The sequence below is a fragment of the Streptomyces sp. NBC_00690 genome (assembly GCF_036226685.1).
Lineage (GTDB): Bacteria > Actinomycetota > Actinomycetes > Streptomycetales > Streptomycetaceae > Streptomyces.
This window is the reverse complement of sequence record NZ_CP109009.1, coordinates 549634-562137: the sequence shown is the minus strand read 5'-3', so window position 1 is coordinate 562137 and position 12504 is coordinate 549634. Positions and strand designations below refer to the sequence as shown.

13 protein-coding genes and 1 pseudogene are annotated in these 12504 nt (G+C 66.8%); 10 read left to right on the top strand and 4 right to left on the bottom strand.

Translation table 11 applies throughout. The annotated features are described in order from the left end of the window. Positions 1-90: 90 nt before the first annotated feature. The 4 genes and pseudogenes from OID54_RS02440 to OID54_RS02425 form a co-directional block, all read left to right on the top strand. A pseudogene (locus OID54_RS02440) lies at positions 91-294 on the top strand (MerR family DNA-binding transcriptional regulator); the annotation flags it as partial. 42 nt (positions 295-336) lie between these two features. After that, on the top strand, positions 337-780 hold the full coding sequence (locus OID54_RS02435) for a hypothetical protein (protein ID WP_329028023.1): 444 nt from the start codon (positions 337-339) through the stop codon (positions 778-780). Positions 781-874: 94 nt separating this feature from the next. Continuing rightward, positions 875-1393, top strand: a complete 519-nt coding sequence (locus OID54_RS02430; RefSeq protein ID WP_329013211.1) for a DUF1203 domain-containing protein — start codon at positions 875-877, stop codon at positions 1391-1393. A 452-nt stretch (positions 1394-1845) separates the two neighbouring features. Continuing rightward, positions 1846-2850: an ABC transporter substrate-binding protein gene (locus OID54_RS02425; protein ID WP_329013208.1), complete on the top strand. Its 1005-nt coding sequence runs from the start codon at positions 1846-1848 to the stop codon at positions 2848-2850. A gap of 143 nt (positions 2851-2993) precedes the next feature. Here the strand turns inward: OID54_RS02425 and OID54_RS02420 are convergent, their stop codons facing one another. Both OID54_RS02420 and OID54_RS02415 read right to left on the bottom strand, forming a co-directional pair. Next, entirely contained in the window at positions 2994-3764 is a 771-nt protein-coding gene (locus OID54_RS02420) for an IclR family transcriptional regulator (RefSeq protein ID WP_329013206.1), read from the bottom strand. A 30-nt stretch (positions 3765-3794) separates the two neighbouring features. After that, entirely contained in the window at positions 3795-5138 is a 1344-nt protein-coding gene (locus OID54_RS02415; protein ID WP_329013203.1) for an MFS transporter, read from the bottom strand. 183 nt (positions 5139-5321) lie between these two features. On the opposite strand from OID54_RS02415, the gene OID54_RS02410 reads away from it, so the two are divergent. The 5 genes from OID54_RS02410 (at position 5322) to OID54_RS02390 (ending at position 9364) form a co-directional block, all read left to right on the top strand. Beyond that, entirely contained in the window at positions 5322-6215 is an 894-nt protein-coding gene (locus OID54_RS02410) for a DUF6282 family protein (RefSeq protein ID WP_329013201.1), read from the top strand. 16 nt (positions 6216-6231) lie between these two features. After that, positions 6232-7116 (top strand): hypothetical protein, encoded by an 885-nt coding sequence (locus OID54_RS02405; protein WP_329013197.1) that lies wholly within the window; start codon positions 6232-6234, stop codon positions 7114-7116. Further along, the gene (locus OID54_RS02400) at positions 7113-7880 is read left to right on the top strand and encodes an HpcH/HpaI aldolase family protein (protein WP_329013194.1); all 768 of its coding nucleotides are present in this window, start codon (positions 7113-7115) and stop codon (positions 7878-7880) included. Before OID54_RS02405 ends, OID54_RS02400 begins: the two co-directional genes overlap by 4 nt. A gap of 72 nt (positions 7881-7952) precedes the next feature. Then, positions 7953-8735: a CoA transferase subunit A gene (locus OID54_RS02395; RefSeq protein WP_329013191.1), complete on the top strand. Its 783-nt coding sequence runs from the start codon at positions 7953-7955 to the stop codon at positions 8733-8735. Continuing rightward, positions 8735-9364, top strand: a complete 630-nt coding sequence (locus OID54_RS02390; RefSeq protein ID WP_329013188.1) for a CoA transferase subunit B — start codon at positions 8735-8737, stop codon at positions 9362-9364. Before OID54_RS02395 ends, OID54_RS02390 begins: the two co-directional genes overlap by 1 nt. A gap of 416 nt (positions 9365-9780) precedes the next feature. On the opposite strand, the gene OID54_RS02385 is transcribed toward OID54_RS02390, so the two are convergent. After that, positions 9781-11151 (bottom strand): aspartate aminotransferase family protein, encoded by a 1371-nt coding sequence (locus tag OID54_RS02385; RefSeq protein ID WP_329013186.1) that lies wholly within the window; start codon positions 11149-11151, stop codon positions 9781-9783. Between the two features lie 26 nt (positions 11152-11177). On the opposite strand from OID54_RS02385, the gene OID54_RS02380 reads away from it, so the two are divergent. Further along, entirely contained in the window at positions 11178-11951 is a 774-nt protein-coding gene (locus OID54_RS02380; RefSeq protein WP_329013183.1) for an SDR family oxidoreductase, read from the top strand. Here the strand turns inward: OID54_RS02380 and OID54_RS02375 are convergent. Beyond that, complete coding sequence (locus OID54_RS02375) at positions 11880-12497, bottom strand: DUF6309 family protein (RefSeq protein ID WP_329013180.1); 618 nt, start codon at positions 12495-12497, stop codon at positions 11880-11882. The genes OID54_RS02380 and OID54_RS02375 overlap by 72 nt on opposite strands. Positions 12498-12504: the final 7 nt, after the last annotated feature.

Genomic DNA, 12504 nt, shown 5'->3' with positions numbered 1-12504 from the left:
TCCTGAGGAGTGTCATCGCCTTCGTCGAGGTGCTCTCGCCCCCGACCGTGTCGATGCCGTTTGAACGACCACCATCGGGAGTGGCTAGGTATGCCTAACCTCACTTCAATCTTGAGACTTCAAGGTGACTTGATGTCAAATAGGTGCATGGACACTCCACAAGGCGTCTCGATCGGTCAAGCGGCAGCCCTCTTCGGCCTTGCTCCGTCGACCCTGCGGTGGTGGGAGTCCCAACGGGTGCTTCCGGAACCGCCGAGGATCAATGGACGCCGGGTCTACACCGAGACCGAGCTCCGTCGCATCGGTCTCGCCTACCTGTGCTGTGTCGTTGGGGCGATGCCTCTTGAGCAGACATCGGTTGTCACCTCAGGGAGCCGGAATCGGCACTGGCAGAGCACGGTGCAGCGGCAGACGGGGCTGATCCAGGAGAAGATCGAGCAGTTGCAGAGCGCGCATGAGTACCTGTTGCACCTGCTGCAGTGCCCCGACGACGACATCGTCAGACAATGCCCCGACCTGGATGATGAATTGATGAGCCACACACCGCGTCGGCGCATCGCGATAGAGGGGCTCGTCGCCGCGGCCCAGTCGATCTCCCAAGGCGTGCAGGATCAGCCCCCGCGTGATGAAATTGATTCAACGCGTGACGAAAATGTTCTGGCCTCGGGACACTGTGTCGTCTGTACGGAGCCGTTCGCCCAACAAGCACGCGGCCGACGCCGCACATATTGCTCGCGTGCGTGCCAACAACGACAGTATCGGCGCAATGCCCATCGGTAGCCGGCACGCTTGCCGCGCATTCCGAAGCGCGACGTTGAACTCCATGTCCGAATTCCGCCAGACAGCCCGTGGCGCGGCTACCGAAACTGGTCCCATGACCGCCTACACAGCTCTTGCCATCCCTCCCGCCGCGCTACAAGAACTTCGGATCGTCGATGACGGCGGGCGGCCGATGCGGCCGTACACCGCGAGTGAGGACGGCGTGCCCCTGGACTGTGTGGGGGGTCCGCTGCGCTGTTGCCTGCGGACCATCGAAGCGGGTGAGCGGGTCGCCCTCGTCTCCTATGCGCCGCTCCGCCGCTGGGCGACGACCACCGGAGCTGATCCCGGCGCCTATGACGAAATCGGACCGGTGTTCATCCACGCGGACGAGTGCAAGGGGCCGCGGGAATCAGGGAAGTATCCGTCCACGCGATCCGGGGCACTGCGCACCGTCCGGTGCTACAACGCGAAGGGGCACATCGTCAGGGGCCGCTTCTTCGAGGTCCCGGAGAGCGCGGACGCCGGGTACGACCGGGTCCTTCGGGAGGCGTTCGCCGAGCCCGGAGTCGCGCTGGTGCACATACGGGCCCTGGAACATGGCTGCTTCCTCTTCGAGGTCCGGCGGCCGTAGGGCACCGGACACCGGATACGGCCGGTGCTTGCCTTCTCTCCGCTAGCCGGCCGGACAACGACAACGACCCGACCGACGGCGTCGAGCGAATTGTGGACGCCAGAGGAGCCGAGCGGCCCTCTGGGACGGCCGACTGGACCTCGTAGCCGATGTGACTGCGCCCCGCCGCGGTGGCGGGGCGCTTGGCGTGGGGGAGCGCTGGTGCCGGAAGCCGGTGGCCGGGTCCGGGAGCGGACCCAGACCGGGTCGGGGGAGCCCCAACAGTACCCACTTGGAACCATGGTCAGTCCTAGGTCATCAGTGTCGTGATGGTGGATAGTTCCCAAATGGGAAGCGCTACGGCATTTCAGATGAGATCCGGTGATGGTCGGACCTTCATGCGGGTGCTCCCGGTCAGGGCCGCACCCCCGGCCGCCTCGTGAGGGCCATCAGCGAAGCCAAGGAGACGAGCGATGAGCACGGACGCACTCAAGGAGTTGTACGAGCAGGCCAGGGCGGAGGGCGGTGGGCTGGTGGTCTATGCCGGTGGTGACGCGCCGGAGCAGGCGGGGATGTACACGGCCGGGTTCCGCGAGGCGTTCCCGGAGATCGATATCGAGGTGACCGTCGATCTGAGCAAGTTCCACAACGCGCGGATCGACGCCCAGCACATCCGCGGGGACAACCGGGTGGATGTGGTGCATGTCCAGACGGTGAACGACTTCCCGTACTGGAAGGAGCAGGGCCTCCTCCAGGCTTTTCGGCCGGAGGGCCTGGACCAGGTCGACCCGGACTTCGTGGACCCCGACGGCGCCTACTACGCGCTCTTCGTGTTCGCCTTCTCCAATGTCGTCGACACCAACGTCATTCCCGAGGACCAGGCGCCGAGGGAGGCACTCGACTATCTGCGTCCTGATCTCAAGGACCGGATCGTACTGACGTATCCCCATGACGATGACGCCGTTCTGTACCAGTTCGAGCGGATCATCGCGAAGCACGGATACGGCTGGCTGGAGAAGCTGCTGAAGCAGAACCCGCTGTGGGTACGGGGTACCGCGACCCCGCTGGCGGTGATCGGTTCGGGTGAGCGGGCGGCGACGTTCACCTCGTTCTACTACCTGAACCCGCCCGAGGGTGACTCGATGCGGTTCATCCTGCCGAAGGAGGACTTCTTCCAGTCGTGGTACCAGACCGGAGCGATTCTCAAGGACGCTCCGCATCCCGCTGCCGCGAAGCTCTATATGGCTTACCGGCTCTCGCGGCAGGCCCAGCAGGCGTCGGCGCAGTGGCCCGCGCGCCGTGATGTGGAGATTCCCGGTTGGAAGTCCATCGACCAGTACCCCAACACTGACCCGGGCGGGTTCCGCGAGTTCATGCTCGACCGGGCGCGAGTGGAGCGGTTGCGGGGGATCATGGAGGACTTCATCGGCCCCGTCCAGGGCGACAACCCCACCGGAGTCGACCGCGCCTGGCACTGATCGGCGCAAGGACCTGCCGCCGTGCCTTCCATCCCACAACAGGGGAAGACGGGAGGCACGGTTCTCCCGTAACACTCCGGTACGCGAACTGATCACGGCTGGCCGGTGTGGCTGACCCCACCCGCCACGGGGAGGCCCCGGAATCAGCGAGGTGCGGTCGAGCCACCCATGGCTCCGGAGATCTGCTCGGCGGCGGCGAGCAGTTCGTCGCGGAACGGGTGGGCACCCTCGAACGGCAGCGTACGGGTGGTGCCCACGATCGCGATCGTCGCGCAGATGCCGTACTCGTCGAACACCCCGGTTGCCAACGCGGTGATGCCGGAATCGACGAGGTGGTCGGTGGCGATGCCGGTGCGTCGCACCTCGTCGAGTTCGGATCGCAACTCGTCCTGTTCGCTCTCCGGCAGGGTGAGGAGCAGCCTGTCGACGCGTAGCTGGTCGGGGAGGAAGGCGAGGAACACCTTCGCCTGAGCGGAGCGCAGCCCGAGCTGGGTGCCCACCCGCACGGTGACCAACACCGAGCGGGTGCCGTCCTCCTCGGAGCGTGAGACCACCGGGCCCGATGAGCCCCACAGGCTGAGGACAGTGGTCAGATGTGTGGCATGCGAGACCCGTCGCATGTACGGCGGCGCCACGTCCAGCACCCGTCGTCTGCCCAGGGCTGCCGCACCCAGTTGGAGCAGCAGGCTCCCCGGTGAGAAGCGCGACGGCTCGGCGGTCCGTTCCAACAGATCCGCGGCGACGAGGGAGGTGAAGTACCGATGGGTGGTGCTCCGGTTCAACCCCAACTGCTCGGCTGCCTCTGCCACCGTGGTGGTGGGATTGGCCCCGGAGAACAGGCCCAGGATCTGTCCGACCCGGCTCACCGCCTGGATGTCGCCCGAGGACGCCGCTCCGTCGACGCCATGCGCCATTGAGAACTCCCTTGTCGCTGCGATGCCTGTTCAGGTCACCGTATCCGTCGTCTGAGGTCCCATGTCCACATCCTTGGTCTCCGGACCGGCCAGTGCACCGACACTGATGAGGGCTCCGGCGAGGACCACCAGAACCACGGGGGCGTAGTAGTCGGGCATGAAGCCGGCGAGCCCGTCGAGATAGAACGCGTAGAAAGCGGGGATGATCAGCGCGAGGCTGTGGCCGACGCCGTATCCGCTGGCCCGGATGCTCGCGGGGAAGCGCTCGGTCAGATAGGCGGCGATCGGTGCGAAGGTCCCGATGGTGAACACGGTGACCACGCTGCAGATCACCATCGTCATGCCGAGGCCGTTGTCCCTGTTCATGGCGAGTGCGTAGGCGGGCGCGCCGACCACCACCGCGATGCCGTAGCCGATGTAGAAGGGGCGGCGGCCGATGCGCTGGGACAGGATCCCGAACAGGGGATAGGTCACGGCGGTTACGGCGGTCGCCACCATCATGGTGACCGTCACCTCGGTGTTCGTGAGTCCGACGTGTGAGGAGAGCAGTCCGGGCAGGACCGCCAGTCCGGCGTTGCAGGCCAGCCAGGTGCCCGTCATCAGCACGAAGATCTGGATCATGCTGCGCCGATGCTCGCCCTTGACCAGTTGGGCCAGGGGTGAACCGCCCTGAGTGGTGCGCTCGGTGTTGGGCTCCTCGACCTCACGGCGGTAGGCGAGGAAGAGCACAACGGCCAGCAGGGCTCCGATCGCGAAGGGAATGCGCCAACCCCACTGTACGTACGCGGAGTCCACATCGGCCGACGGCATCACGGAGAGCAGGACGAGTGTGATGGCGGCCACCACCGCGTAGGCGGCCGGCGAGGTGCAGGTGATGCTTCCCGAAACCAGCCCGCGGCGGTTGCGGGGACTCCATTCCATCGCGAGGGGCACGGCGGTGGTGTATTCGCCGCCGAGGAAGATGCCGTCCACGAACCGCAGGGCGATGAGTAGGACGACCGAGGCGATGCCGATCGTCTCGTAGCCGGGGAGCACCGCGATGAGGGCGGTGGTGACACCGAACCCTGCGACCGCGACCAGGGTGCTCTTGTGGCGACTGCGGGTGTCGGCGAAGTGCCCGAAGATCATCGCGCCGATCGGACGGGCGATCAGGGTCGACGCGAAGACGAATGCGTTGAGCAGAGCCGCCGCGCTGGTGCTGATGTCTGTGGACTGGAAGTAGGCGCTCGCGGGGGCCAGGGCGATGATCGGTAGGTAGATGTCGAACTGGTCGACGAAGTAGGCCAGCACCCCCGCGCGGACCGCCGCCTTGGCCTTGGGGTGGTACTCGGAATCCGGCACCGCAGGTCTGCGGGCGGTGTGGGTTTGGTTCATCGGTGCTCCTTGCCACGAGAGTCAGATGCGGTCGCTCTGTTCACATGGTGAAGTTACATCGCTCTATGTGGACACGTAAATGGTTCATCAGCCTTGATTGATCGCATGTTGGTAAAGATCGATACTTGACGTTCGCGATGTGAACAAGCATTCTGATTTTACGAACATCGAAGGGGATGCATGATGACAGCGATATCCGACCCTGTTGCCAAGGTGCTGCGGGGCAGCGTCGACCTCCACTGCCACTCCGGGCCCAGCCCGTTCCCCCGGCGGATGGACCATGTGGAGGCCGCCCAGGACGCACAGGAGCGGCTCGACATGCGGGCCATCGTGGTCAAGTCCCACCACCACAACACGGTGATGGACGTACTTGCCATGGCCCCGCGTCTGCGCCAGCTGCGAACCCAGGTCTTCGGTGGGATCGCCCTCAACAGCTTCACCGGCGGATTGAATCCCCACGCGGTCCGGATGTCGCTGCGGATGGGCGGCAAGGTGGTGTGGTTCCCGACCATGTCCTCGGGCCGGCACATCGAATGCCATCGCGAGGGCGACGGATTCCCCACCGAGACCGTGCCGCTGACCTGCGACCGCATCGACATCCTCGACGCCGCGGGTGAGCTGCGGCCCGAGGTGGACGAGATCCTCGATGTCGTCGCTGAGAGCGGCGCACTGCTCTCCGGCGGGCATATGTACCCGGATCTGATCCGTCGGCTCTTCGAGGCGGCCCGCGCCAAAGGCATCCGCCGACTGATCGTCAACCACCCGAACTTCGTCATCGGCGCCGAACCCGAGCAGTGCCTGGAGTACGTACGTCTCGGTGCGCACATCGAACACGAAGTGGGGATGTACGACCCGGAAGGGCACATGAAGTGGGACCCGAAGCTGCTCCTCGACTGGATCGAGCGCATCGGCCCCGAACACACCGTCATCTCTTCCGACCTCGGCCAGGCCGGCAACCCGAAACCGGTCGACGCCTATCTGCGGGTCTGCGGCGCACTGCTCGACCTCGGCCTCCCCGAGCGGGAACTCCAGCGGATGACCAGGGACAACCCGGCTGCCCTGCTGGGACTCGACTGAGACAAGGGGACAGGACATGTACACCAAAGACGACCCTCGGGCCGCCCTCAGTGGGTTTGCCTCGGCGACGGACACCGGCATTGCCGCGCCCGAGTACCACGACTACACACGATTTGCGCCGGACGAACCCGGCACCTGGGTCAGTCGGGCGCAGAACATGGTCATCGCCTACACCCGTCCGACACTCGGTTGCCGTCTCGGAGCCTTCGACCTCACCCATGAACATGTCCTGCTCCTGGTGCAGGACTCGTCCGCAGTCCAGGTCACCAGCGGGGACGACACGGTCACCTTGCACGGACAGGGGCTGATCGTGATCCCACCCGGTCCTGGTGCGATCACCGCCCTCGGCGAGGGCGACGTCGTACGGCTGGTGCAGGCTGATGAGCCGGGCTGGGCCGAGCGGGCGCGCAACGCCGCTTCCTACGACACACCCCACCCGCGGGTCGCCCCACTCATTCCATGGCCCGAACCCGTCGATGGTGACCGGCTACGGGTCCATCCGCTGGCGGACATCCCCGAAGACCCGAAGCGGTTCGGGCGCATCTTCCGCACACGTGCCTTCATGGTCAACTTCCTTCCGCCGACCATCGGCCCGCGTGATCCGTCGCAGTTGTCCCCCCACCATCACGATGACTTCGAACAGGTGTCGCTGGCCGTCGCCGGTGAATTCGTCCACCACATCCGCACCCCGTGGACGGCGGACTCGCACACTTGGCGGGACGATGACCACCAGTCGGTCGCCAGTCCTTCCACGACCGTGATCCCCCCACCGACCGTGCACACATCCGCCGCCACCGGCCGCGGTCTCAACCAGCTCATCGACATCTTCTCGCCACCCCGCGAGGACTTCTCCGACCAGCCCGGATGGGTCCTCAACGCCGAGCAGTACCCACGCCCGTGACCCCCACACCGACCCCACTGCTCCACCGCTCCCGTACGCCTGTGGGCACCTGGTTGAAGATGGCCGCTCCAGAGCCGGTGGAGATCATGGCCCACGCCGGGTTCGACTTCGTCGTCATCGACCTGGAACACGCGCCACTGACCCTGGAGACCGCCTACCGGCTCGTCAACAGTGCGGCGGCACTTGGCATGACACCTCTCGTACGGGTCCCGGACCACACCCCGTCGACCATTCAGCGGGTTCTCGACGCAGGGGCGGGGGGCGTCCTGGTGCCCCGGGTGGACACTGTCGAGCAGGCCCTGGCCGTGAGCCGGGCGACCCGTTTCCCACCGCAGGGCAGCCGTGGTGCGGGCGGCACCAGCCGCGCAGGTCGCTGGGGCCTGCGCCCCGGAGCCGAGTACCTGGCCGAGGGCAACGACTCCGTGCTCTGCATACCGCAACTGGAAAGCGAAGAGGCGATCTCGGCGGCCCCGGAGATCCTCGCCCTCCCCGAGGTCGACGCGGTGTTCGTGGGCGCCGTCGACCTCGCTCTCTCCATGGGACTCCCCGCCGCTGCCTCTGCCGTGCAGGCACTGGTCAACAGGGTATTGAGCGCGGCGGCGGATGCCGGAAAGCCCTGCGGACTCGCCTTCGGCGCCACGCCCGAGCAGGCCGCCCGGGCCGGTGCCGGGTTCGTCGTCCTCGGCAACGACACGTCGATGCTGGCGGTGGCCGCACACGGCGCGGTCGACGGGTTCCGTGCCGCATCCAGAGCCGCCCGCTGACATCACCATTCGGAGCCCGACCGTCGGGCCGGGACGACCTTCATGAGGACATGTGACAGACAGGAATCCGCGATGGACAAAGTGATTGCATCCGCCGCCCAAGCAGTCGTCGGTGTTCCCGATGGCGCATCCCTCGCAGCGGGAGGGTTCGGCCTCTGCGGGGTGCCCTCGGTGTTGATCCACGCACTGCACCAGCAGGGCGCAGACGGCTTGAAGGTGGTGTCCAACAACTGCGGAGTGGACGACTGGGCGTTGGGAGTCCTGCTGGCCGCGGGCCGTATCGCCCGCGTCACCGGCTCCTACGTGGGGGAGAACAAGGAGTTCGCCCGCCAGTACCTCAACGGGGAGATCGAGGTGGAACTCGTCCCCCAGGGCACCCTTGCCGAGCGTCTGCGGGCGGGCGGGTGCGGAATCCCGGCCTTCTACACCCCAGCGGGCGTCGGCACCCAGATCGCGGCGGGTGGACTGCCCTGGCGGTACGGCGCCGACGGAGACCCTGCCGTCGTGTCGCCGCCCAAGGACGTACGCACCTTCGACGGCAAGGAGTATCTGTTGGAGGAGTCGATCACCACCGACTACGCCTTCGTCCGCGCGGCGAAGGGCGATCGGTACGGCAACCTGGTGTTCAACAGGTCCGCGCGCAACTTCAACCCGCTGGCCGCGATGGCCGGCCGGGTGACGCTCGCCGAAGTCGAGGAACTGGTCGAGCCCGGTGAACTGGACCCCGACGCAATCCACCTGCCCGGTGTCTTCGTCCAGGGCGTCATCCCCTTGACCGCGTACGAGGCGGCGGACAAACGCATCGAACGCAGAATCGTGTCCGCACCCCGAGTACCGAGGACGGTGCAGGTCTGATGCCCTGGTCCAGAGAACAGATGGCGGCCCGCGCCGCGCAGGAACTGGTCCCCGACTCCTATGTGAACCTGGGCATCGGCCTGCCGACCCTGGTTCCCAGCCACGTACCACCCGGCGTACACGTGGTGCTCCAGTCGGAGAACGGCATCCTCGGCGTCGGCGGCTATCCGTCCGAGGACTCGGTGGACCCCGACCTGATCAATGCGGGCAAGGAGACCATTGCCACTCGGCCGGGTGCGTCCTTTTTCGACTCGTCACTCTCCTTCGGCATGATCCGCGGCGGGCACATCGACACCGCGATCCTCGGCGGCATGCAGGTGTCGCAGAACGGCGATCTGGCGAACTGGTCCGTACCCGGAAAGATGATCAAGGGCATGGGTGGCGCGATGGACCTCGTCCACGGGGCCGGCTTGGTGATCGTACTGATGGAGCACACCGCGAAGGACGGCACACCCAAGATCCTCTCCGAGTGCACTCTGCCGCTGACCGGCAGGGCCTGTGTCCATCGGATCATCACCGACCTCGGCGTCATCGATGTGGCCGACAGCACCCTCCGGCTCGTTGAGACGGCCCCCGGCATCTCACCCGAAGAGGTCCGCAGCAGAACAGGAGCCGCGCTCGCCCTCTGATCGGGCGCCCGGTGCGTCGGGGTGCGCCGCCGAGGATAAAGCGAGCACGGCTGCGAGGGAGACCGGTGCACCCGCGCGCTGACGGCCACTGGCCTACCGCCCACTGGGAGCCGCAGGCGCAGCAGATCAGCGAGGCGGTTGGCCTGCTCGTGGACAGCGGCGGGCCGAAGAGCAGCCCCAACTCCGCCAGCACTTCGTCGAAGAGCGCTGGCCGTCGGGCTCCTCGTTCTGGAGGAGGCCCGCCAGCATGGCGTGGAAGGGGCTCTCAACCCCGGTAGTCAGCCCGTCCATCCCCGCCTGTGTGACCTAGGTCGGCCCACGCTCGCCCGGGCCATCTGAACCGGGATCGGCGGTGGGCCCGGTGCGTTCGCACGCCGATCACCGCCGCGTACGCTCAAACGCCGCGTAGCGGTCCGTCAGACAGTGCGGATGGCGGCGAACGCCTCGTCGATCGCCGTGCAGGTCTCGTCAACGTCGGATTCAGTGAGGGCGGCGGAGACGAACCAGCAGGCCAGTCCGAAGCCGTTGGCGTGGATGCCACGCTGGAGGAGGGCGTGGCGGAATGCGTCATAGCGGTGCTGGTCGAGGCGGAAAGTGTCGCGGTACTGCCGCGTCGGTGCACCGTCGGCGGAGAACACGACCTGGAACATGGATCCGACGCCCTGTACCGCGCAGGGAACGCGGTGATCCACGGAGGCTTTGCGAATGGCCTCCATGACACGTCGGCCGCTCTCGTCGATCCGCGCCGTGACGGCCGGGTCGGCCAGTTCGGTGAGAGTGACCAGAGCGGCGGCGGCGCACAACGGAGAGCCGTTGTAGGTGCCGCCATGCTTGACCTGGCCGGTGGCGAGGCTGTCCATGACGTCGTGACGGCCGGCGAAGGCGGCGATGGGCAGCCCCCCACCCAGGGCCTTGGAGTAGACCGCGAGGTCCGGGACCACTCCGAAGAGCGACTGGGCCCCTCCGGGGCCGGTGCGGAAGCCGGTGCAGACCTCGTCGAAGATCAGCAGGATGCCGCGCGCTGTGCATTCCTCGCGCAGCGTCTGGAGGTAGCCGGGGAGCGGCATCGTGCAGGCGTTGTTGGCGACGATCGGTTCGCAGATCACGGCTGCGATCTCGCCCCGGTGTGCGTCGAGCGCCGTGCGCAGGAGGTCCACGTCGTTCCACGGGCAGACCACCACGTCGTCCACGACACCTTGCGGGATTCCCGGGGAGTGGGGATGGGCTGCGGGGGATTCATAGGGACCGGCCTGAGCGGCGGTGGGGCGGTTCGAGATCGCCAGGGTGTCGGTCCACCCGTGGTAGTGACCTTCGAATTTGAGGATCGTGGAACGGCCGGTGAATCCGCGCGCCGTACGTACCGCGCCGAGTACTGCCTCGGAGCCAGAGTTCGAGAAGCGCACCAGATCAGCGCAGGGGACCAACGAACAGATCAACTCGGCGAGTTCGACCTCCGGCACGTTGCAGGTGCCGAACATCGTGCCGCTCGCCAGCACCGAGGACAACGCGGAGGTGATGGCCGGAGCGGCGTGTCCGAGGATCACACTGCCGTAGGAGATGAGGTAGTCGAGGTACTCGTTTCCATCGACATCGACGATTCGTGCCCCCGAGCCGCTGCTGATGTAGAGCGGGTACGGGCGGGTACCCGTAGAGGTGAGACGTGACGAGGAGGCGATCCCGCCGGCCAGTGAGAGTTTCGCTCGTTCGAACAGGGCTTGGCTCGTTTTGGTATTCCCGATTTCAGGAACACCGCGAACGGTAGGGGTGGTGAAATTTTCGAGACTCATTCTTGCTCCTGTAAGGGGAACTGCTCGTGGCCGAAAAGGTCCATAAGGTCTCTGTCATTACCGGCGCCGGCAGCGGCATTGGCCGCGCCTGCGCCCTGGCGCTCGTCGCGGACGGGTGGTCGGTCGTGTTGGTCGGGCGGAGAAAGGACACTTTGGAGGAGACGGCGGAACTCGCCCGCGCAGGTGCCGGACAAGGGCGCGGCCGGGGCCAGGCCGTGCCGGTCGTCGCGGACATCACCGACGCCGACGCCGTCACGCGCTTGTTCGTCGAGGTGGGTGAGCGGTTCGGGCGCGTGGACGTACTGTTCAACAACGCGGCCGACACGATGCCGTACACGCCGACCGAGGACGTGGATGTCGACGACTGGCGGCGGGTGCTCGACTCGATCGCCACCGGCACCTTCCTGTGCTCACGGGCCGCCTACCGGATGATGAAGGACCAGCTACCGCGTGGCGGTCGCATCATCAACAACGGCGCTCCCTCGGCCCATGTGCCGCGCCCGGACTCGATCGCCTTCACCGCGGCCAAGCACGCGGTCGCCGGGATCACCCGGTCCCTGTCGCTCGACGGACGCCGGTACGACATCTCCTGCGGCCAGATAGACATCGGCAACGTCACACCGGTGGGCCGTGAACAACCGGCGGTCCGGCAGGCCGACGGATCGCTCCGGGTCGAGCCGACCATGGACGTCTCCCATGTCGTGAACATGGTCGTGACGATGGCGAACCTACCCGTCGGCGTGAACATCCAGTCCGTCACGGTGATGCCCACCGCCATGCCGTACGTCGGCCGCGGCTAGCGGTCCGGCTGCCAGCCCGGATCCGGCGGCGGGCCCGCCAGCCACGTACGCCTGGATCCGGGTGCCGGGAGTGAGCCGGCCGTGGAGCTCCCAGGAGACCATGCGGTGCAGGCCGTCCAGGTGGGTGAGCCTGTCCCTGACTTCCAGACCGTCGTAGTCGATGCCCGGCGCCGGTCCGACGCTGAGGAAGATCGTGGCGAAGGCGCTGGTCGACTGGTGCGCGATCTTGCGGCCGCAGACCGGGTTCGAGCGTGCGTACGCCGTGCCCGACGCGCGCAGCAGCGCCACCGTACGGGCGACCGTCAGCCCGGTCTTGGGAATGAGCTCCCGCTCCCCGCCCTCACCGAGATGCCACGGCAGGACGATGCCGCCCAGGTCACTCCTGTCGAGCAGGACCTTGCTCCATCCCCCGATGGTGCGGTCCGCGGCATGGAGGTGCCCCTCTGCCTCGTCGTTGGTGTTCTCCTCGTGCTCCCGGTCCAGCGGGTGCTCCTGGTGGAAGCGGTGAAGGACCTCGTCGAACGAGACGGGCGCGACGGTCAGCATGCTGGTG

Bases quoted from the DNA above. Each gene is read 5' to 3' on its own strand.
- OID54_RS02435 (WP_329028023.1), top strand. From the start codon at position 337: ATGCCTCTTGAGCAGACATCGGTTGTCACCTCAGGGAGCCGGAATCGG.
- OID54_RS02430 (WP_329013211.1), top strand. From the start codon at position 875: ATGACCGCCTACACAGCTCTTGCCATCCCTCCCGCCGCGCTACAAGAA.
- OID54_RS02425 (WP_329013208.1), top strand. From the start codon at position 1,846: ATGAGCACGGACGCACTCAAGGAGTTGTACGAGCAGGCCAGGGCGGAG.
- OID54_RS02420 (WP_329013206.1), bottom strand. From the start codon at position 3,764: ATGGCGCATGGCGTCGACGGAGCGGCGTCCTCGGGCGACATCCAGGCG.
- OID54_RS02415 (WP_329013203.1), bottom strand. From the start codon at position 5,138: ATGAACCAAACCCACACCGCCCGCAGACCTGCGGTGCCGGATTCCGAG.
- OID54_RS02410 (WP_329013201.1), top strand. From the start codon at position 5,322: ATGACAGCGATATCCGACCCTGTTGCCAAGGTGCTGCGGGGCAGCGTC.
- OID54_RS02405 (WP_329013197.1), top strand. From the start codon at position 6,232: ATGTACACCAAAGACGACCCTCGGGCCGCCCTCAGTGGGTTTGCCTCG.
- OID54_RS02395 (WP_329013191.1), top strand. From the start codon at position 7,953: ATGGACAAAGTGATTGCATCCGCCGCCCAAGCAGTCGTCGGTGTTCCC.
- OID54_RS02390 (WP_329013188.1), top strand. From the start codon at position 8,735: ATGCCCTGGTCCAGAGAACAGATGGCGGCCCGCGCCGCGCAGGAACTG.
- OID54_RS02385 (WP_329013186.1), bottom strand. From the start codon at position 11,151: ATGAGTCTCGAAAATTTCACCACCCCTACCGTTCGCGGTGTTCCTGAA.
- OID54_RS02375 (WP_329013180.1), bottom strand. From the start codon at position 12,497: ATGCTGACCGTCGCGCCCGTCTCGTTCGACGAGGTCCTTCACCGCTTC.